The sequence below is a fragment of the Lysinibacillus sp. LK3 genome (genome assembly GCF_001043675.1).
Taxonomy (GTDB): domain Bacteria; phylum Bacillota; class Bacilli; order Bacillales_A; family Planococcaceae; genus Lysinibacillus; species Lysinibacillus capsici.
This window is the reverse complement of sequence record NZ_LDUJ01000017.1, coordinates 144,881-166,206: the sequence shown is the minus strand read 5'-3', so window position 1 is coordinate 166,206 and position 21,326 is coordinate 144,881. Positions and strand designations below refer to the sequence as shown.

19 protein-coding genes and 1 riboswitch are annotated in these 21,326 nt (G+C 37.6%); of the genes, 6 read left to right on the top strand and 13 right to left on the bottom strand.

Translation table 11 applies throughout. The annotated features are described in order from the left end of the window. Positions 1-3 precede the first annotated feature (3 nt). The 11 genes from VK91_RS13260 to VK91_RS13210 all read right to left on the bottom strand — a co-directional run bounded on the left by VK91_RS13260 (position 4) and on the right by VK91_RS13210 (position 13,127). On the bottom strand, positions 4-885 hold the full coding sequence (locus VK91_RS13260) for a sugar phosphate isomerase/epimerase (RefSeq protein WP_048393406.1): 882 nt from the start codon (positions 883-885) through the stop codon (positions 4-6). 1 nt (position 886) lies between these two features. After that, the gene (locus VK91_RS13255; RefSeq protein WP_048393404.1) at positions 887-1,945 is read right to left on the bottom strand and encodes a Gfo/Idh/MocA family protein; all 1,059 of its coding nucleotides are present in this window, start codon (positions 1,943-1,945) and stop codon (positions 887-889) included. A gap of 13 nt (positions 1,946-1,958) precedes the next feature. Beyond that, the gene (locus VK91_RS13250; protein WP_048393402.1) at positions 1,959-2,837 is read right to left on the bottom strand and encodes a sugar phosphate isomerase/epimerase; all 879 of its coding nucleotides are present in this window, start codon (positions 2,835-2,837) and stop codon (positions 1,959-1,961) included. A gap of 18 nt (positions 2,838-2,855) precedes the next feature. Further along, positions 2,856-3,821 (bottom strand): ABC transporter ATP-binding protein, encoded by a 966-nt coding sequence (locus tag VK91_RS13245; protein WP_048393399.1) that lies wholly within the window; start codon positions 3,819-3,821, stop codon positions 2,856-2,858. Further along, positions 3,814-4,806, bottom strand: coding sequence for an ABC transporter ATP-binding protein (locus tag VK91_RS13240; protein ID WP_048393397.1), 993 nt, complete (start codon positions 4,804-4,806; stop codon positions 3,814-3,816). Before VK91_RS13240 ends, VK91_RS13245 begins: the two co-directional genes overlap by 8 nt. 11 nt (positions 4,807-4,817) lie before the next feature. Beyond that, complete coding sequence (locus VK91_RS13235) at positions 4,818-5,714, bottom strand: ABC transporter permease (protein WP_048393395.1); 897 nt, start codon at positions 5,712-5,714, stop codon at positions 4,818-4,820. Between the two features lie 13 nt (positions 5,715-5,727). After that, positions 5,728-6,651: an ABC transporter permease gene (locus tag VK91_RS13230; protein WP_048393392.1), complete on the bottom strand. Its 924-nt coding sequence runs from the start codon at positions 6,649-6,651 to the stop codon at positions 5,728-5,730. Between the two features lie 66 nt (positions 6,652-6,717). After that, positions 6,718-8,301 carry a glutathione ABC transporter substrate-binding protein gene (locus tag VK91_RS13225; RefSeq protein ID WP_048393390.1) on the bottom strand — a complete coding sequence of 528 codons (1,584 nt, stop codon included), beginning with the start codon at positions 8,299-8,301 and terminating at the stop codon, positions 6,718-6,720. 482 nt (positions 8,302-8,783) lie between these two features. Beyond that, complete coding sequence (locus VK91_RS13220; protein WP_048393388.1) at positions 8,784-10,136, bottom strand: aspartate aminotransferase family protein; 1,353 nt, start codon at positions 10,134-10,136, stop codon at positions 8,784-8,786. A gap of 24 nt (positions 10,137-10,160) precedes the next feature. Further along, positions 10,161-11,690: a CoA-acylating methylmalonate-semialdehyde dehydrogenase gene (locus VK91_RS13215; protein WP_048393386.1), complete on the bottom strand. Its 1,530-nt coding sequence runs from the start codon at positions 11,688-11,690 to the stop codon at positions 10,161-10,163. A 24-nt stretch (positions 11,691-11,714) separates the two neighbouring features. After that, a complete protein-coding gene (locus tag VK91_RS13210) occupies positions 11,715-13,127 on the bottom strand; it encodes an amino acid permease (protein ID WP_048393384.1) in 1,413 nt (470 codons plus the stop codon). A 233-nt stretch (positions 13,128-13,360) separates the two neighbouring features. Here VK91_RS13210 and VK91_RS13205 point away from each other — a divergent pair, with 233 nt between their 5' ends. After that, on the top strand, positions 13,361-14,929 hold the full coding sequence (locus tag VK91_RS13205; RefSeq protein WP_048393382.1) for a PucR family transcriptional regulator ligand-binding domain-containing protein: 1,569 nt from the start codon (positions 13,361-13,363) through the stop codon (positions 14,927-14,929). A gap of 52 nt (positions 14,930-14,981) precedes the next feature. Here the strand turns inward: VK91_RS13205 and VK91_RS13200 are convergent, their stop codons facing one another. Then, positions 14,982-15,776, bottom strand: coding sequence for a carbon-nitrogen family hydrolase (locus tag VK91_RS13200; RefSeq protein WP_048393380.1), 795 nt, complete (start codon positions 15,774-15,776; stop codon positions 14,982-14,984). A gap of 96 nt (positions 15,777-15,872) precedes the next feature. Here VK91_RS13200 and VK91_RS13190 point away from each other — a divergent pair, with 96 nt between their 5' ends. After that, a complete protein-coding gene (locus tag VK91_RS13190; protein ID WP_048393376.1) occupies positions 15,873-17,042 on the top strand; it encodes a pyridoxal phosphate-dependent aminotransferase in 1,170 nt (389 codons plus the stop codon). A 42-nt stretch (positions 17,043-17,084) separates the two neighbouring features. Here the strand turns inward: VK91_RS13190 and VK91_RS13185 are convergent, their stop codons facing one another. Continuing rightward, complete coding sequence (locus tag VK91_RS13185; protein WP_048393374.1) at positions 17,085-17,588, bottom strand: PPC domain-containing DNA-binding protein; 504 nt, start codon at positions 17,586-17,588, stop codon at positions 17,085-17,087. Positions 17,589-17,710: 122 nt separating this feature from the next. Further along, positions 17,711-17,814: riboswitch (SAM riboswitch) on the top strand. 88 nt (positions 17,815-17,902) lie between these two features. Between VK91_RS13185 and VK91_RS13180 the strand changes: the two genes are divergently transcribed. The 4 genes from VK91_RS13180 to VK91_RS13165 all read left to right on the top strand — a co-directional run bounded on the left by VK91_RS13180 (position 17,903) and on the right by VK91_RS13165 (position 21,323). Further along, positions 17,903-18,733, top strand: a complete 831-nt coding sequence (locus VK91_RS13180) for a MetQ/NlpA family ABC transporter substrate-binding protein (RefSeq protein WP_048393373.1) — start codon at positions 17,903-17,905, stop codon at positions 18,731-18,733. Between the two features lie 107 nt (positions 18,734-18,840). Continuing rightward, entirely contained in the window at positions 18,841-19,866 is a 1,026-nt protein-coding gene (locus tag VK91_RS13175; RefSeq protein WP_048393371.1) for a methionine ABC transporter ATP-binding protein, read from the top strand. Further along, positions 19,859-20,530 (top strand): methionine ABC transporter permease, encoded by a 672-nt coding sequence (locus VK91_RS13170; protein WP_048393370.1) that lies wholly within the window; start codon positions 19,859-19,861, stop codon positions 20,528-20,530. Before VK91_RS13175 ends, VK91_RS13170 begins: the two co-directional genes overlap by 8 nt. A 13-nt stretch (positions 20,531-20,543) precedes the next feature. Beyond that, complete coding sequence (locus VK91_RS13165; protein ID WP_048393368.1) at positions 20,544-21,323, top strand: enoyl-CoA hydratase/isomerase family protein; 780 nt, start codon at positions 20,544-20,546, stop codon at positions 21,321-21,323. The last annotated feature ends 3 nt before the right edge of the window (positions 21,324-21,326 follow it).

Sequence of the window (21,326 nt, the reverse complement as noted above, 5' to 3'; positions counted from 1 at the left end):
CCCCTATTTAAACTTTTCTATGAATTGTACAGCTTCTTTGATGTCTTTTTCGGGATTTGATCTCACTTCTCGTTCAATAGTTAAATAGCCATTGTATCCGATTTCTTGTAAAGCTGAAAAATAAAGCTCGAAATTGACATCTCCATGACCTAATGGAAGTTCTCTGAAAAACTCTCCATTTTCCACCATTTCTTCTATTTTATCATGAGATGTTCCAGAATCGTATCCTAAGTACCCGTACACATCTTTAGGATTCGTTGACTGCAGTTGAATACCATCCTTTACATGTGTATGTACAATATATTTCTTTAATAGTTTGACTCCAGCTACAGGATCATCTTTTGTTACCATCACCATATTGGCTGGATCAAAATTAACCGATACACCGTTCGTTGATAGCTTATCTAAAAACTCTTTTAATGTTTTACTCGTTTCTGGCCCTGTTTCAATCGCAAAATAAGCATCTAATGATGTAGCATATTGTCCTAATTCTTCACAAGCTTCCAGCATTGTTTGATAGATTGGGTCATTTTCATCTTCAGGAATAATACCGATATGGGTTGTAACAATGGATGTTCCTAGGTCCTTGGCTAATTGCAGTATTTCTTTTGATTTTTTTATTTTTCTGGCATTTTCTGCTTTATCTTGGAAGCCATGTCCTCCTAAATCTCCACATAAGGCGGAGATTTCTAGACCTAACCCTAAAATATACGCCTTCAATTCTGCTCTTTGTTCAGCATTTAGGTTATCGGGGTCCAGCTCACCTGAAACGGCATACATTTGTACCCCCTGTGCCCCAACTTCTTTCGCCTTTAACAAACCTTCACGAATAGGTATACGAAAGCTGTCTACTATCACACCGATTTTATTATCCAATTTCACCATTTTAATAAACAACCTCCTTTCCTTCAGTTGCAGAAATATAAATACCTTCTAAGATTTTCATAATTTCTACCCCATCCTCCACAGGTGCAACTGAATCATAATGATGAAGGCAACAATCAACAAATGAATTAATTTCATTTTGAAAGGCAGTTGCAAAATCAAAAGTTAGATCGTTAATTTGAGGATGAATATTTAAAATCGTATTATGCTCTTCACTTACAATTTTTAATTCAGGCTCTAGCTCTGCTCCACCGTTCGTGCCATATAGCTTAATACTTATTTCATCTTTTAAAGCATGTAGTGTATAGGAAACGTCTACCATTAGCGATGCTCCATTCTCAAATGTAATGAGGGCATTTGCTAAGTCTTCTACTGTGTTTTTCGTTGCATCATAGTCTGCAGCCTTGTAGAAGGATAAATTTTCTATATGATTTCGATTTCCTAATTGATTGTAAGTATGACCTGTTATACGTTTCACCTTTGGTCTACCCATTAAGTACCAGCATATATCAATTACATGTACCCCTAGATCAATTAAAGGTCCGCCGCCAGACTTATCAATTTCGGCAAACCAGCCTCCTGGATTCCCTAATCTTCTTAGGCAGGAAGCTTTGGCATAATAAATATCGCCCAATTTGTTATCGTCGATGAAGCTTTTCAGTACTTTGGTATTTGTTGCAAATCGTCTTACATAGCCCACTTGAAATACTTTCTGATGCTTTTCTGCAACCTTTTGGATATTTAGAGCCTCTGCATAAGTCATAGATAGCGGCTTTTCTATTAGAACATGTAAGTCATTTTCCAAAGCAAAAATCGCCAATTCTGCATGCGTATTATTCCATGTACAAATACTGACAGCATCCACATTTTTATCTGCGAATAGCTCTTCTTTTGAAGAAAAAACATGTGTTGCTCCAAATTGGGCTGCTTTTGCTTTGCCTCGTTCAATGGAAGCATCATACACGCCATATAATTCAACGTATGGATTATTCGTATAGGAACCTAAGTGAAAATCTGAAATAGAACCTGTGCCAATGACACAAACTTTTAATTTATCCATGTGCTTTCCCCCTTTAGAGCTTGCATTCATTCCATAAACGACGTACATTATCCATCCCTATTTTTGAACCAACTTGGCAATCTTCCATCCCTTCAAACTCAATAGTAAGATAGCCATCATATCCACTGCCTTTTACGAGTTTAATAATTTCTCGAATATTTATATCACCATGCCCGACAATAGCACCTCTGATGTAGTTGTTATGAACTGTACGGAACCACTCGCCCTCACCTGGATTTTCATAATAAGGACGAATATAAAAATCTTTGAAATGCACTGTAGCAGCATAAGGAATGTTTTTCATAACACCAATGAGAGGCTCTTCATCAATACATAAAAAATTACCGATATCTAAAGTTGTTTTAAAGTTGTCTCTGTTTACCGCATGAATTAATTGTTGTACACGATCACTTGTTTGAACATTAAAGCCATGATTTTCAATCGTTGTCGTAATATTAAATTGTTTCGCGTAATCTGCAATTAACTGACAGCCTCTAACCATTTCTTCAAAATGCTCGTTGTAATAATGAATGGATGTTTGCTCCTTTGGTAAGGTAAAGAGAGTAACGTCATGGCGCATAATGTGAATACCCATATGATGTACTACATCAATATGTTTCTTTAAACGTTCAACTTCTTCTAAAAAAGCTTCCTCCGTATCATGAATAAAGTTAGCTGGTAACGAATAGGCGGATAACTCTAATCCTAGCTCTGCTGCTTTATCTTTAATTTCAGTTGCAAGTTCATAGTTATCTACAACCGTAAATTCATAGGGCACTAATTCTACATGCTGACCACCGTTGTCTGCTACCCATTGTAAAACATCTAGAACATCCATCTCTCCCTGTCTCATTTTTTTAACCATGCTGTATGTGCTTAACCCTATTTTCATTTATAAACATCCTCTCCATTAGTTAACAAAGTGACATGCAACACTTTGCTCTTCGTTAATTTTCCTCATTTCTGGTATAGCTTGCTTACATATATCTGATGCAAAGGGGCACCTTGTGTGGAAGGTACAACCACTCGGCGGATTTTTAGGATTTGGAATATCACCAGTTAAAACGATCTTCTTTTTTCGTAATGTTGGGTCTGCAATCGGTACGGAAGCAATGAGCGCTTGTGTATAGGGATGCTTTGGTTCATTAAATATGGTTTCTTTACGCCCAATTTCTACAATGGATCCTAAATACATAACCCCAATATAATGGCTAATATGTTCTACAACACTTAAATCGTGAGAAATAAAGAGATAAGATATTTTATATTCTTGCTGCAATTGCTTTAATAGATTCAATATTTGTGATTGTATAGATACATCCAACGCAGACACAGGCTCATCAGCAATAATTAATTTTGGCTTTGTTATTAAAGCACGGGCAATACCCAAACGCTGTCTTTGTCCACCACTGAACTCATGTGCATAGCGATCAGCATGTTCAGCATTTAATCCAACGACTTCCAGCATTTCAAGCACTAGTTTTTCACGCTCTACTTTCGAAAGTTTTGTATGAATTTCTAAAGGCTCTCCAACAAGCTCCTTGACCTTCATTCTTGGATTCAATGAGGCATATGGGTCTTGAAAAATCATTTGAACAGTTTGCCTTAAGTGCCTTAATTCAGATGGCTTTGCAGTAGCTACTTCTTTCCCATCCACAACGATACTTCCATTCGTTGGTGCTATTAATCTAGTAATTAATCTGCCCGTAGTAGATTTCCCACAACCACTTTCCCCAACTAAACTAAATGTCGTACCTTCTTCTATTTCAAAGGAGACATCTATAACTGCGTTAACATATTGCTTTTTTTGAAATAACCCTCCGGCTATTTGAAAGCTCTTTTTTAAATTCTCCACTTTTAATATACTATTAGGCATTTACTTCCACATCCTTTTTCACATATAGCCAGCAGCTACATTGGCGTGTAGCCGAAATTTTTACTGTCGGTGGACTCTCCTGATGGCATATAGACATCGCTTGATTACAACGTGGAGCAAATTTACAACCATTCGGCATATTTTGTGGGGATGGTACTTGACCATTGATAGAATCTAATACTTCTTTGTTATCACCAATTTTCGGTACAGATGCAATTAAACCTTTTGTATAGGGATGCTTGGGGCTAGCAAATAATTCAAAGACATCTGCTTCCTCTACAACCTGCCCTGCATACATGACCACTACCCTATCGCACATTTCCGCCACAACACCTAAATCATGTGTAATTAATAAAATAGCTGTCTCATTTTCTTCCTTTAGCTTTTTCATTAGCTCTAAAATTTGAGCTTGTATCGTGACATCAAGCGCAGTGGTTGGTTCGTCGGCAATAAGTAAATTAGGGTGGCAGGCCATAGCCATTGCAATCATTACCCGTTGGCGCATTCCTCCTGAGAGCTGATGTGGATATTCATAAATGATTTCCTCAGCTCTTCCTATGCCCACGCTTTTTAACATTTGGATTGCATGATGCTTACTTTCGTTTTTCGGCAGCTTCAAATGCATCTCAATTGCTTCCATTAACTGCTTGCCTATTTTTAAGACAGGATTTAAAGAAGTCATGGGCTCTTGAAAAATCATGGCCATTTGCTTGCCACGAATCTTCCGAATTTCTGATTCGGACATTTTCGTCAAGTCATGTCCATTAAAATGTATAGTGCCATTGACGATTTTGCCTGTAGTACCGTGAAATAATTGCATGATGGATAACGATGTTAAGCTTTTTCCACTGCCCGATTCTCCCACTAAGCCTACTATCTCTCCTTTACGGATGGAAAAATTGACACCTCTTAAAATTTTGATTTCCTTATTATCACGCGTAAAGGACGTTTCTAAGTCACTTACTCGCAATACATGTTCTGGCATAGGCATTCTCCTTAATTATTTTTTATTTTTGGATCTAACACATCTCGTAATCCATCACCTATTAAGTTAAATGCTAGTACGGTTAAAAATATGGCAATACCTGGCATGATGACTACATGCGAAGATGTCCCTAAATAGTCGCGCCCACTACTTAGCATTACTCCCCACTCAGGCATTTCAGGGCTTGCACCTAAGCCTAAAAAACTTAAACCAGAAGCTGCTAAAATGGCTGTCCCTATACGCATTGTGACAAAAATGATTAACTCACTAATTGTTTCAGGGAAAATATGTTTCCACAGCACTCTAACATGCGATGCTCCCATAGATTGTGCTGCTTCTACATAGACATTCTCCTTCGCATTCAATGTAGCACCTCTGACTAAACGAGCAAAAGATGGCACACTAAAGATCATCACAGCAATGATGACATTATTAATACCAGGGCCCAATAAGGCTACAATGGCAATCGCTAATAATAAATCAGGGAATGAAAACAAAACATCACAGCTACGCATGATGATTTTGTCAACCCACCCACCGAAGTAACCGCTAATTAAACCTAAAATAGTTCCTAGTATTAAGCCTAAAAATACGGCACTGAAACTCACCATTAAGGATATTTTTGCGCCTACTATTAAACGACTAAAAATATCTCGACCATACTCGTCCGTTCCTGCCAAATGACTTGCACTTGGTCCCTCTAATAAAGCATTATAATTCGGTTCAAAAGGATCGTAAGGTGCGATATAAGGGCCAATAATAGCGATTACAATTAACAATCCTATAAAGATACTTGCTACCAAAGCAGCCTTTTGTTTTTTAAAAGACTTCCAAAATTCTTTAAGAGGAGAGTATTTTCTTTGTGTATTTTGCACTTGGCTATTTTGCACAGTAGTTGGTGAAGTCATTTTGTTCCCTCCCTTAAGAATTTAATTGGATTTTTGGATTTAACACGGTATAAAGCACATCAACTATTAAATTGACTAAAATAAATTCAAATGCAAATAACAGCAGTGCAGACTGAATGACGGGATAATCTCGAAAGGCAATCGAATCAATTAAAAGTCGTCCCATTCCTGGAAAACTAAAGACTGTCTCCACTACCACCGATCCTCCTAAGAGAAATCCGAATTGCAGACCTGCTACTGTTACCACAGAAATCAAGGAATTTCTTAAAGCATGGGTCACAATAACGGAGTGTTCTTTCAATCCTTTTGCTCTCCCTGTTCTTATAAAATCAGCTTGTAACGTTTCAAGCATGGAAGAACGAGTAAATCGCGCAATCATTGACATAATGCCAGCCCCTAAAGTCAAGGAGGGCAAAATATAACTTGAAAAGCCATCTAATCCACCCGTCGGAAATAACCCTAGCTGCACTGAAAATAATTGAATTAATAATAAGCCCAACCAAAATCCTGGAATTGAGATGCCAGAAACAGCCGTTACCATACCAAAATAATCAGGCCATTTGTTTTTATTGATGGCAGAAAAAACACCAATCACCAAACCCATTAATGTAGCCCAAAACATGGAAAGGAAAGTAAGATGAAGAGAAGGCATAAACCTTGTTTTAAACATATCTATGACAGGTAGTCCTGTTGTTAAAGATGTTCCAAGCTCACCCGTCACAAGATTTTTCATATAATCCATGTATTGTTTAAGAATGGGTTTATCTAAACCTAACTCATGGCGTACATTTTCAACATCTTCTAGCGTGGCATCCTTACCAGCTACTAATCTTGCAGGGTCACCTGGTATGAAATGAATAAATAAGAATGTTAATATAGAAATGACAATTAATATCGGTATCATTTCAACAGTTCTTCTTGCTATATACTTCCACATGTGGCCTTCCTCCTTTCTATTTTTATGGAAAAGGAATTGACGAGCATCAATTCCTTTTACTGTTCATTACTCCACTTTGGCATTCTTCACATCAAGCCCACCTGTAGGGTTTACTAGCACACCGCTCACATTTGAACGTACACCATATACAACTTCATCTACCCCTAAGAAAATCCATGGTGTATCTTGATAAACGATTTCCTGTAATTTTTCATATAATTCAGCTTGGCGATCAACATCTGAAATGGAGTTAGCTTCATCCATTAATTGATCTGCCTCCGTGTTATGATAGTAAGCTGTATTTGCACCATTCGGTGGGAATGATACGCTATGGAAAAGAGGCTTTGTTGCATTCGTTATATCCGAAGCATACGCTGACCAACTCACATACCACATTTGTAATTTCGCATCATCTGGTGTTTGTGCTCCATAGATTTCGTCTGATAAAGTTCCTTCTTCCATCGATTTAATTTCTACTTTTACACCGATTTGACCTAACTGTTGTTGAATAAACTGCATACCCTTCATCGTATCCGAGTTTGTGTTCCCCCAGATTTCAATATCGAAGCCATCTGGATAGCCTGCCTCAGCCAATAATTCTTTTGCCTTTTCAATATTGTGTTCATACATTTTTTGCTGCTTATAATAAACGGTTTTGGAAGGAATAATAGAGTCTAATGGTAAACCAAGCCCTGCATTCACCACTTTTAAATAAGCATCCTTGTCCACGGCGTAGTTAAATGCTTGTCGAACTTTAATATCATCCAAAGGTTTTTTATAGGTATTTAATGAAACGTAATGTGCAATTGTAGAAGGAACCTTATTTACCTCTACATCTTTACTATTAGAAAGCTCATCAATATTTTGTGCTGGCACTGGATAGATAACCTGAGCATCGCCCGCTTTTAGCATCGCTACGCGCGAGCCGTTTTCTGGCACTGGTTTATAGGTGATTTTAGCAACACGTTCTCCACCATCCCAATAGCCATCAAAGTTTTCAATTGTTAAATGGTCTCCTTGTACCCATTCAACAAATTTATATGGTCCTGTACCAACAGGTTTTTTAGGTATATCTGCTGAATTTTCTTTAATCATTTTTGGACTAATCATTTTGGCAACTCCGAAACGCGTAATCATTGGTCCATATGGTTCTTTTAAAGTAACTTTAATTTCATAGTCGCCTAGGATTTCAACATTGCTGATTAAGCTAAAACCACGAGAATATAAACGTAAGCTTTCATCATTCATGATTCGTTCAATGTTGACCTTTACAGCTTCAGCATTAAACTGCTCCCCGTCATGGAAAGTAACCCCTTCTTTAAGTTTGAATGTATAGACTAGCGCGTCTTCACTAATTGAATAGTCATCTGCTAGAACCTTAATAATTTGACCATCTGCATTAAAGCCTAACAATCCTTCTAGCATTGTCTCCTGTACAGAACTCGAATTCGTATCCCCTGTGTTATGTGGATCCATTGAAATAAAGTTTTCATTTACAGCGATAACAAGTTCATTTTTTGAACTAGCTGTACCTGAATCTGTAGTAGACTTGTCCCCAGTATTTGATGCGTTAGAATTGTCTTTCTCTGCGCATGCTGCTAAAAGCAACGTACATAGAATTACAAAAACCAATTTTTTAACATAATTCATCTCATCTACTCCCTTTGTAAAAATCTATAAGAATATTTCTTATAACTTAAATTAAGAAATATAATTACCGAAAAACATTTATTTTCTCCACTGATGAAAATAAGTAGGCAAAAAATAAACTATATTTTCTTACGATTAGACAATTCAATTCAGGAAAAATTGCTCCCTCAACTATCACAATTGCTTTTAATCAGAAAGTATAGTTCAAAATACAAGGTGTATTTATTCCACTGCTGAAAATAAATGAGTAAAAAAATATTCCCTCTCAGGACATTTTTATTATCAGAAAATTAATTATTTTTTAACAACTATAAACTATGAAATCTATTATTTCCACTATTTTTTTAATAAATTTCAGAATTTTATAATTGTTTTTATTGAACTATAATAATTATCCCTAGAGTTTTTGTTGCCCCAAAGGCCAATAATAAAAGTTCTAAAAGCCCTTATTACATGGCTTTTAGAACCTACATGAATAGTTGCTATAGCGTATTTATACTATTCACAACCACATTTAGTATGCGGTCAAGATCTTCTTGTGAAATATTAAGTGGTGGTGATAACGTTAAGACATTATTAAACCCTGCTACAGTAGCTCCATTTTTCCCAATGATGACCCCTTGCCCTTTACATGCTGCAATGACAGCATTCACTTTCTCCACAGGTAAAGGTTCTTTCGAAACTTTATCTACCACTAATTCAATTCCAATCAATAAGCCTTTGCCTCGTACATCTCCTACATTTGGGTGAGGCTGTAATTCTTGTTGCAGTGTTTTTAGTGTTACTGCACCAATTTCCTTGGAACGGTCAAATAAAGCCTCTTGCTCAAGAATCTCAATATTTTTTAATGCGACTGCACATGCCACCGGTGAGCCACCGAATGTATTTACATGGCGGAAATAGCCGTATGCATCTGATCCAGTAAACGCCTCATATATTTCACGCTTTACCGCTGTAGCTGATAATGGTAAATAGGCACTTGTAATTCCTTTGGCCATTGTAATAATATCAGGCTTTACACCATAATTCATAAATCCAAATGGCTTCCCTGTACGACCAAAGCCACAAATAACCTCATCCACAATCATTAAAGCGCCGTGTTTTTTGCATACTTCTTCAATACCTTTTAAATAGTTTTCTGGAGGCATAATGACACCACCACCTGTAATAATAGGCTCTAAGATCATTGCTGCAATTGTATCGCCCAGCTCCCAGGTCATCGTTTTGTCTACGGCCTTTACACTCGCTAAATCTAATGGCGCAATAGTCTCACTTTCATGCTCACGATATTGATCAGGTGGTGCAACATGGATAAAGCCAGGTGATAGAGGCTCATATTTATATTTACGCTCCGCCTGCCCTGTTGCCGCTAATGCACCGAAGGAATTCCCATGATAAGCACGGTAGCGAGAGACGATTTTATAGCGCGAGCTTTGTCCTTTTTGCTGATGGTATTGTCGAGCTATTTTAAAAGCTGTTTCATTCGCTTCTGAACCACTGTTAGAGAAGAAAATAACATAATCTCCACCAAGCATTTCATTAAGTTTTTCGGCTAGTTCCACGGCTGGTAAATGTCCCTGAGATAAAGGTGCATAAGCATTTTTCATCATTTGTTCATGGGCTGCATCCGCTAATTCTTTACGACCATAGCCAACATTGACACACCATAGCCCAGCCATCGCATCAATATATTCCACACCATCTGTATCAGTAATTCTTGCACCATCAGATTTCTCTACTACATACGTGGCTTGTGGATTATAGGGTTTCATCGAATGCCATACATATTGCTCATCCTTTGCTAATACATCACTTTTAAGATTGATCTGCGTCATCGCCAAACACCCCTCATTATTATTTTAGTTTTTCGCATCGTTATTACTTGGGAACGCAAAGGAGCTTGCTGTATCCTCTGTCTCATCGGGCCAACGTTCAGAAATCGTTTTTGCCTTTGTAAAGAACCTCGCCTGATCTGGACCAAACATATGCCCTTCACCAAACTTAGAGCGTTTCCACCCACCAAAGTTATGATAGCCAACTGGGATTGGGATTGGCACATTTACCCCTACCATACCCACCTCTATTTCTTCTTGGAATTTACGCGCTGCCGCACCACTGCTTGTAAACATTGTGACACCATTGCCAAGCTCATGATCATTTATTAAATCAATAGCCTCTTGTAGTGAATCAACCCCTACTACAATACGTGCTGGACCAAAGACCTCCTCTTTGAAGATCGTCATTTCTGGTGTGACATGATTAAGTAAAGTAGGACCAAGATAAAAACCATTTGACGATTCACATACTTTTGGATTTCTTCCGTCGATGACAAGATTCGCTCCTTCACTGACCGCCCCATCGATATAACGTATAATCGTTTCCTTTGATTGTTTAGTGATAACAGGACCAAAATCGACGTCTTGCTCTGTATAAGGCCCTACCTTTAGTTCGGAAATTTTATTTTTCAATATTTCCGTAAATCGTTGCTCCGTATCCTTCCCTACAACGAGTGCACCAGAAATAGCCATGCAACGCTGAGATGCTGCGCCATATGCTGCTCCTAAAAAGGCATTTGCTGTCTGTTCTAAATTGGCATCAGGCATAACAATCATAAAGTTCTTTCCACCACCAAATGCAGCGACTCGTTTATTGTGCTTTGTCCCAGTTTGATAGATATATTCAGCAACAGGCGTTGAGCCAACAAATGAAATTGCTTGAATCTCTTTATTTTCTAATAGTTCATCGACTGCCTCTTTATCTCCATTAACCACTGTCCAAATACCGTCTGGTAGACCTGCCTCTTTCCATAATTGGCACAAATATAATGCTGAAATAGGTACACGTTCAGATGGCTTTAAAATAACTGCATTTCCTACCGCAACAGCCATACTTGTAATAGCCAGTGGTACCATAACAGGGAAATTAAATGGTGCAATGGTTGCTACTACACCAAGAGGCGATTTGGCAGAAAAAGCATTAATATTTCCACCTACATTGACGGAATACTCTCCTTTTAGCAATTGGGGGGCACTGATCGCCATATCCACAGATTCAATACCACGAACAATTTCACCTTTCGCATCTTCCTTAGTTTTTCCACTTTCTTGGCAAATCACATTGATAAGTTCTTCCTGTCTTTCTACTAACAGCTGACGGAAACGATGTAGCACTTCTACCCGCTTCCCAATTGATGTTTTTTTCCATGCTGGAAAGGCTTCCTTAGCTAACTGAATAGCATGCTTTACCTCGGCTCTTGAAGCAAGGGGTACTCTTGCAATAACCTCACCTGTTGACGGATTATATACTTCAGAGAATCTGTTACTTGTACCTGCTACCTCTTCTCCTTTGATAAAATGTGTTAGCGTTTTCATTTCTTGTTGAACTGTCATAATTGACCACTCCTTTTTTTCGTCTTATTGTTCAAAATCAAACTTGTCTTTTGTGAAAAGGGAACTTGATTCATCGGCTTGTTTGATCACCTTTTTCTTTTGAGTCAGCATATAGAAAATCATCACAATGGCCACAATAACGCATGTAAATAAAATTTGTGAGCGCATAGACTCTATAAAGAACATCGCAATGAGTAATGCTGTTGTTGCTACTATTGTTAAATATGTTAAATATGGAAATAGCCACATTTTCACCTTTAATAGCTCTGGATTTTCTTGCTCAATCTTCCGTCGCATTCTTAACTGTGAAAAGGCAATGATTAAATAAAGAATCAACGTAATAGCACTACAAGAACTTAATAAAAACATAAATACTTTATCTGGCGACACATAGTTCATAATGACCGCAATATATGAGAAAAATGTTGCGGCAAGTATGGCATTAACAGGTGCACCATTTTTATTTAATTTTAAAAATGCCTTTGGTGCTTCTCCTTTTTCCGCTAAAGAAAATACCATTCTTGATGTAGCATAAAGTGCTGAATTTAGGCATGATAATACAGCAGTTAAAACAACAAAATTCATAATTTGTGCGGCTGCAGGAATACCAATATAATCAAGTACCGCTACATAAGGACTTGTTAAAATATCTGAGGAATGCCAAGGCAATAGCGTCACTACAACTGCAATAGAGCCTACATAGAAAATTAAAATACGCCAAGTAATAGAATTGGTAGCTTTTGTGACAGCGGCTAACGGTTCATCCGATTCACCAGCAGCAATCGCAACGATTTCTGTCCCCATAAATGAAAAAATAACGATAACGACACCCATTAGAACAGCGCCAAAACCATTTGGTAAAAAACCACCCTGTTCAACTAAATTGGTCATACCAACAGCATTAAAGTTTGGAGCAATACCAAAGATAATAAAAGCACCAAGACCTAGAAAAACGACTATACTTGCAACCTTAATAAGAGAGAACCAATACTCAAACTCACCAAAAGCTTTGACAGAAAGAACATTTGTTAATGTAAGTGCTACAGTTAATAACAGACTTAAAAGCCATAAAGGAATCCCATCGTACCAATATTGAATAATGGCAGCTGCTGCTGTTGCCTCTAAAGCAATGGCAATCACCCAGAAAAACCAGTACAACCATCCAATCATAAAACCTGCCCACGGACCAATGGCTTCATGTGCATAGTGAGCAAACGATCCACTCGTTGGATTGACTGCCGCCATCTCACCTAGCATACGCATAACTAATACAACGATAATTCCTGCAAATATATACGATAAAATTGCCCCTGGACCAGCTAGGTTAATGACCGAGCCACTCCCCATAAATAGTCCAGCACCGATTACACCGGCAATTGCAATCATCGTCATATGCCGCTTCTTTAATCCTCTTTGTAAATGCGTTTGTTGCCCCATATCTGTCACCTCTTTTAGTAGATTGCTTGATCGCTTACAAAAATCTTACATCTTTCATAACGTTGAAGTAATAGACAAACTGTAAAATTCTATACTTTTGTTTTATACATAATGTAAAATAGACTAAATATTCTTAAAATAATTTTTAAACGATTTTATGAGTAAATTCTTAGCGCAAAGCAGAAATTATTGAATTCTAACCACAGACACGCATGTCAAAAGGAGGGGCAAAAATGAGCCCATTTCAACTAAAAGTACTAGACGTTTTACAGAATAAATATTTTCAAAATGCAGAGGTAGTTGCAGGTCATGAGGGATTAACAAGGAGCGTTAAATGGGCACATGTACTAGAAATCATTCATGTTGATAATTTTTTAGTTGGTGAAGAGTTAGTATTAACTACAGGGCTTAGTCTCCAACATAGTATCGAGGACTTTGTATCCTTTATAGAAGCCATCATTCAAAAAAATTGTGCTGCCCTTTGTATTGAATATGGCACCTCTATTCAAGCAGTTCCTGAAGCGATTTTAACACTTGCCAACCGCCACCAGTTGCCTATTATTGTTTTCCATGAAGCAGTTCCTTTTGTTCGTATTACACAGGATTTACATAGTCAAATTATCAATCAGCAATATCTATTGATTTCTTCACTAGAAGCTTACTCACAAACATTGAACAAAAATGCAGTATTGGGACAAAATACGGACGATATTTTACAAAATATGTATAATGAATTGAAAATACAAATTATGTTTTCCATTAAGGGAAGAGAACCTGTCTTTTTCCCGAATATGGTTCATAAAAAGCGGCAGCAATTCCTAACATTGAATACATCGTCTCAGCAATTTAAACATGAGCCTATTTTTCTATTTGATCAACATTATGCCGATTTATCAATTTATCGAGAAGATGGGCTTTTCTCCGAATTTGAATTATTAATATTAGATCGCACGGCAACAGCGTTGGCACAGCTTTTAATGCGAGAGTTCTATATTGAGGAAAAAAAGAATATTGAGGATGCTTCGATTTTAGCTGATTGGATTGATCAAAAACTATCTAAGGAGGAAATCTATAAATTTATCGTTACACATTATACTAACTATACACAATCCAGTGGCACTGTCTTTATTTTGGCTTCTCCTAATACGTTGACAAAGGCACAGGAGGATGTAGTCTATAGTAAGCTTTATTATCGTAATCTCTTTGAGCAACATGGCTTTATTCCATTTTTATTTGAAAGAAAAAGCTATGTTATTTTTATTTTACTGCATACAAAAGATAGTAAAGCCATTCGTGATATGCTAAACAACATGTTTTCCTCTTTGGTCAAAACTGAATTTTATAAAAAGCAGCAGGCACAAGGTTATCAGATAGCTATTGGGAAGGTCGTTTGTGATGTGGATGAAATTCCCAAAAGCTATCAAACTGCACTGGAAACCTTATATATTTGTCGAAAAGTACAAACGTCCTCGTTCTTTTATGATGATCTGCATTTATATCATTTAATCTATAAATTACAAATGCAGGTGGATTTACAGGAAGTGATTTTCGACTATTTACAGCCCGTTATTGAATACGATGAAAAATATAATAGTAAGCTTCTCGAAACATTGCAGGTGTATTTACAAACAAATGGCTCTAAACAGCAAACAGCGAATCAATTGTTTATTGTTCGTCAAACACTCTATCACCGCCTAAAAAAGCTTGAAAGTTTACTTGGTAAAAATTTTATGAACGGGCATAACCGCATTACACTTGAATTTATGCTACTAGCCAATTCATTAATCGAGGATAAGAGCTAGAAAAAAGTTGGCACGCTTAAAAGGTTAACTCCCCTCCTAAGCGTGCCCTTTATTACCCTTTCACAACTACATCGTGATACAGTCCTGGTCTACGATCATCGTAAACAGGAATTCTTCCACGTACTTCATCGACAATAGAAAAGTCTACATCGATCACTGCTACTTCCTCGTCCTCAGCACCTACCCATAATACTTCTCCCCAAGGCTGAATAATCATAGACTGCCCATTAAAATTTTCTACCTTTTTCGAAATACGATTTACTGCAATGACAAAGCATTGATTTTCAATTGCACGAGCCTGTAGCAACGTTTTCCAATGGTCAATCCTTGGAGTTGGCCACTGCGCTGGTACAAATAATACCTTTGCTCCTTGTAATGCATGTGCACGTAACCATTCTGGGAAGCGAATATCATAGCAAATGACACCAGCAGCTTCAATATCATCTAAAGCAAAACGATTCATTTCATCCCCTGCTTCCAAGTAAAGATGCTCGTCCATTAAACGGAAAAGATGTGCCTTGCTATATTCCCCAACAAGTTCTCCATTACGATCAAAGGTATACATCGTATTATAAAATTTATCGCCTTTCTTTGTTGAAACAGAGCCCCCTACAATATGTACATCAAGTTCCTTAGCAAGTTTAGCCAAAAAGGCCTTTGTCCGCTCACCATTGATATCTGCTAGCTCAGGCAGTTTCTCTAAAGCATAGCCTGTATTCCACATTTCAGGTAACACTATGATTTCTGCCCCATTTTTTGCAGCTTCACGAATCTTATCCTCGGCACGTTCAAAATTTTCTTCAACTTTGCCAAAGCCAACATTTAATTGAATACAACCGATTTTCATCTCTATTCCTCCTCTAGACAATTAACAGAAAAAGTAATACTATTTGCTTCATATTCTTCAATAATAATTATTATATTCTGAAAAAGGTGATCATGCATGGAATTCTCTAAAAAACTACAGCAACTACCCACTCAATTTTTTGCAGCACTCGTTCAAAAAGTAAACTTGGCTCTAGAAGAAGGGCGTGATGTCATTAACCTTGGGCAAGGAAATCCCGATCAGCCAACGCCTATTCACATCATTCAAGCATTACAGGAAGCAGCTGAAAATCCTCAAAACCACAAATATTCACCATTTAGAGGTCTCGCTGAATTACGCCAAGCTGCTGCGGACTTTTATCAACGTGAATATCAGGTAGAACTAAATCCAGATACAGAGGTAGCGATTCTTGGTGGAACAAAAATTGGTCTAGTTGAGCTACCTTTAGCTGTGTTAAACCCTGGTGACACGATGCTCTTACCAGATCCTGGCTATCCAGATTACCTATCAGGTGTTGTACTAGGAGACGTCAATTTTGAAGTAATGCCCCTTTTTGCTGAAAATGATTTCTTACCTGATTATCATGCATTACCTGATGAAGTGAAAGAAAAAGCAAAGCTTCTTTACTTAAATTACCCGAACAACCCTACAGGTGGTACAGCATCACTTGCGTTTTTTGAAGAGACCGTTCGCTTTGCGAAGGAGCACAATATTATCGTATCACATGATTTTGCTTATGGGGCAATAGGATTTGACGGTAATAAACCAGTTAGCTTCCTTCAAGCAAAGGGTGCAAAAGAAGTAGGAGTTGAAATGTATACATTATCGAAAACCTATAATATGGCTGGCTGGCGTATAGGCTTCGCTGTAGGGAATGCCGAGATTATTGCTGCTATTAATCTAATTCAGGATCATCTGTTTTGTAGTCAATTCCCTGCCATTCAACAAGCCGCAGCAGTAGCACTGACGGCTTCCCAGCAATGTGCGGATGAACTACGAGCTACTTATGAGCGTCGCCGCAATGTACTCATTGAAGAAGCTCGAAGAATTGGCTGGCATGTTACGGCTCCAAGTGGCTCCTTCTTCGCATGGCTCCCTGTACCACTAGGCTATACAAGTGAACAGTTTGCTGATCTTTTGCTCGAAAAAGCTGATATCGCTGTAGCAGCAGGTAATGGCTTCGGTCAATATGGTGAAGGCTATGTTCGCGTAGGATTGCTGGTTAGTGAGGAGCGCTTACGTGAAGCAATCCATAGAATCGAGCAATTACAATTGTTTATAAGATAATGACGCCATATCCTGTAGCTATCCCTAGCTACAGGATTATTACTATTTTTCAATTTTCCTTGGTTGCCCTAAACCATTTTCTAATGGATAAAATTGAACATGACCTGTTTCATCATCCCATTTTCGAATATGTTGAATCCCTTGTACCTCTGCCAACACGATGTCAGCAGTAATAACAGGGTTGCCCCCTTTTATTAAATGCCCACCTGATACAACACCCCATTGATCGCTCATAGAACCATGGAAATGTGTCTCATATCCACCATCTCGCTTACACACCACACCTGAACCTTGAATAAATTCTAATGGTCCCTCTTTTTCAATCACATCACTAAAACGAACTTGAATTTGAACTGTTGCATCTGGCACTAAATAAACAAAGCTACTTTTTTGAAAGCTGCCAATACAGCTTACAATTGTTGCTGACTCTATACTATTCTCTTCGCAAAGCGCTTCAATTCCTTCAATGATATCTGTTCCCGTTAGAAAACGAGCACTAATAACCTTACCAAATGAACCTATACCATAATTAACTCTTACAGACATTGTTATCCCTCTTTTGCGTCGAAATATTATAATTATATAAAAAATTTAAAAATTATTTATTGACTTACTATACCCTATAAATTATATTAGTTCTATCGGAATTACAAAAAAATATTATAAATCTCTTATCAAGAGTAGCTGAGGGACTGGCCCTATGAAGCTCGGCAACCTCCTTTTATAGGAAGGTGCTAAATCCTGCAAACGATCTTCGTTTGATAGATAAGAGAGGACATCTTTTCATGAGCCTCTCTTAATTTGTAAGAGAGTTTTTTTATTTTCAAAAAACCGATAAAAACAATCTTGGAGGTATTTTCATGAAAAAGAAAAATAAATTTTTAGTAGGTTTAGCAAGTTTAACATTAGTAGCAGCTTTAGCAGGCTGTGGCTCTAAAGAAGATAGTAAAAGCCAAGCTGAAGGAATTGATGAAAAGAAAATCGTTGTAGGCGTCACTTCTGGTCCACACGAACAAATTGCAGAAGTAGCCGCTAAAGTAGCAAAAGAGAACGGGCTAGAAGTAGAACTAAAATCATTTTCTGACTATGTTTTACCTAATACATCCTTAGCTGAAGGTGATCTTGATGCGAACAGCTATCAACACGAGCCTTTCCTAGATACATTTAATAAAGACCATGATACAGATTTAGTACCAGTGGGCAAGACGATTTTAAATCCAATGGGTATCTACTCAGAAAAATATAAATCCTTTGATGACATTCCTGACGGTGCAACGTTTGGCCTACCAAATGACCCAACGAATGGAGCACGTGCCCTCTTTGTTTTACAGGAAGCTGGCTATATTAAGTTAAAAGAGGGTGCAGACTTAACAGCCTCGATCCGTGATGTAGAAGAAAACAAAAAGAATTTAAAATTCATTGAATTAGAGGCAGCTCAAATTCCTAAACAACTTAGTGAAGTAGATGTAGCAGCTATTAATACAAACTTTGCACTAGAGGCTGGCATTAACCCTAAAGATGACTCTATTTTATTGGAATCTACTGATTCTCCATACGTGAACTATATTGTTGTACGTGCTGAAAATGAAAATGATCCAACAATTAAAAAGTTCGTTGAGGCTTACCAATCTGACGAAGTGCGTCAATTCATCGAAGAGGAATTCAAAGGTTCTGTAATCCCTAGCTGGTAATATGTTCAGAAAGCTTCTATAAAGCCGAAGAATCTGCTGAAATTCCCCAATGGGAAGACGAGCAGATTCTTGCTTTTTAGAAGGTTGAGAAAGGAGCAAACAATCGCATGATTCAATTACAAAATATCTCAAAAGAATTTAAATCGAAAAAAGGCATCATAAAAGCTGTGGATGGCATCAACCTTCACGTAAAAAAGGGACAAATTCATGGTGTAATCGGCTATAGTGGTGCTGGTAAAAGTACACTCATTCGTTGCGTTAATCTACTAGAACGTCCTACAGCAGGAAAAGTAGTGATAGACAATGTAGACATTACGACCCTTTCTCTTCACGAATTACGTCAAACACGCCAAAAAATCGGGATGATCTTCCAGCACTTTAATCTCTTAAAAACAGCAACAGTTTACAATAATATTGCAGTTCCCTTAAAGCTACTAGGCTATAAAGAGGCGGAAGTAAAAAACCGAGTAGCTAAGTATGCTGAAATTGTCGGTTTAACAGATAAACTAGATAGTTACCCAAATCAACTTTCAGGTGGTCAAAAACAGCGTGTGGCTATTGCACGTGCCTTAGCACAGGAACCAGAGATTTTACTTAGTGACGAAGCAACAAGTGCACTTGATCCTGAGACAACGGAAGCCATTCTTGAATTGTTGTTAAAAATTAATCGTGAATTAGGCATTACGATTCTGCTCATCACACATGAAATGAATGTAATTCAAAAAATTTGCGATGAGGTTTCTGTTCTAGAATCAGGGAAAGTTGTGGAATTTGGCACAGCGATTGAACTTTTTGCGAAACCGAAGCACCCTACAACGCGAAAGTTTTTGAATACAATTTCACAACGTAATTTATCCCCTTCTCTTATTGAGCAATTAAATGTTTCAGGAAGTGTAATCCGTTTAACATTCCTTGGTGAAAGTACTGGTAAGCCATTATTAGCAGAAGTCACTAAGGTATATGATGTGCAACCAAATATTTTAACAGCTAATATTATTGAATTAAAAAACGGTATTGTCGGCAATATTGTGGTGCATTTACATGGCGAAACGCAGATTGTCCAAAAGGCGTTAACGTATTTTTCAGAAAATGGCGTGGCAGTGGAAGAATTAGGAGGTGTGTTCAATGAGTAGTATCCAAAGCTTCTTTACAGATTGGTCAGATGTTATTGGCAAAGCAATTATCGAAACATTTCAAATGGTCGGAATTTCATTATTTTTCTCCATTCTGATTGGCATTCCATTAGGGCTATTAATCGTTTTAACACGACCAGGACAATCCTTTGAAAATAAATTTTTCTATCAGTTTTTTAATCTATTTATCAATATTGTTCGCTCTGTTCCATTTATCATTTTATTATTCTTCATCTTACCTTTTACCAAGTTAATTGTAGGTACAACAATTGGTGTTAAAGGTGTAATCGTTCCACTAGTTGTTTACACAGCTCCTTATATTGCACGGCTGATGGAATCTGCGCTTTTAGAAGTGGATTCCGGAGTAGTAGAAGCCTACACAGCCATGGGTATTAAACGTCGCCATATCATTTGGCATGTCCTATTACGTGAAGCGCGACCATCTATTATTTTAGGCTTAACAATTGCCACAATAGGATTAATTGGTGCAACAGCAATGGCAGGAATGGTTGGTGCTGGCGGTTTAGGTGACCTTGCCTACCGTTATGGTCATTTGCGCTATGAGGTTGATGTGATGTATGCAACTGTCTTTATCTTAATCATCCTTGTGCAGAGCATTCAATCCATTGGTAACCGCTTCGCCGCGAAGTTGAAAAAAGATTAAGAGGAGAATGAAGATGACAAACGAAATTTATGTAGAGAAAAATGGCTATATTGCAACGTTAGTATTAAACCGCCCGGATAAACGGAATTCTTTATCAAGGGCAATGTTTCAAGCCATAGTAGACCAACTAGAGCTGCTCCGGATAGATTCTTCCATCAAACTTTTAATTGTTCGCGGTGTCAATGAAGTAGCCTTTTCTTCCGGTGCAGATATTAGCGAGTTTTTAGATGTTCGTTATGCTACAGACAATGCTAAAGCCTATAATGAATTGGCTCTAAAGGCGATCGATGCTCTCTATAAATTTCCACACCCGACAATTGCTATGATTCAGGGCTTAGCAATTGGTGGTGGCTTAGAGTTAGCAAATGCTTGTGATTTTAGAATAGCAACGCCTAAGAGTAAGCTAGGCATTACCGCTGCAAACATAGGTATTGTCTATAATTTAGAAAGCACGAAACGTCTCATCAATATTGTTGGTGTCGCTAAGGCAAAGGAAATTTTGTACACAGCTACTATTTTTACAGCTGAAGAAGGAAAAAATATTGGTTTAATCACGGCCCTACACGAACCAGAGGAAATTGATGAGGCGACATTGCAATTCGCTGAACATTTATTAAGTAAATCATCCATTGCAAACGCAGGCATCAAAAAAATTATCCAAGCAATTGTTGATGGTGAAATTGAAGAAAACGATGAGCTGGCACAGTTAGTTTTGGATTCATTTAGTTCAGACGATTATAACGAAGGTATTCAAGCCTTTTTAAATAAAAGAAAGCCTATTTTCAATAAATAAGTG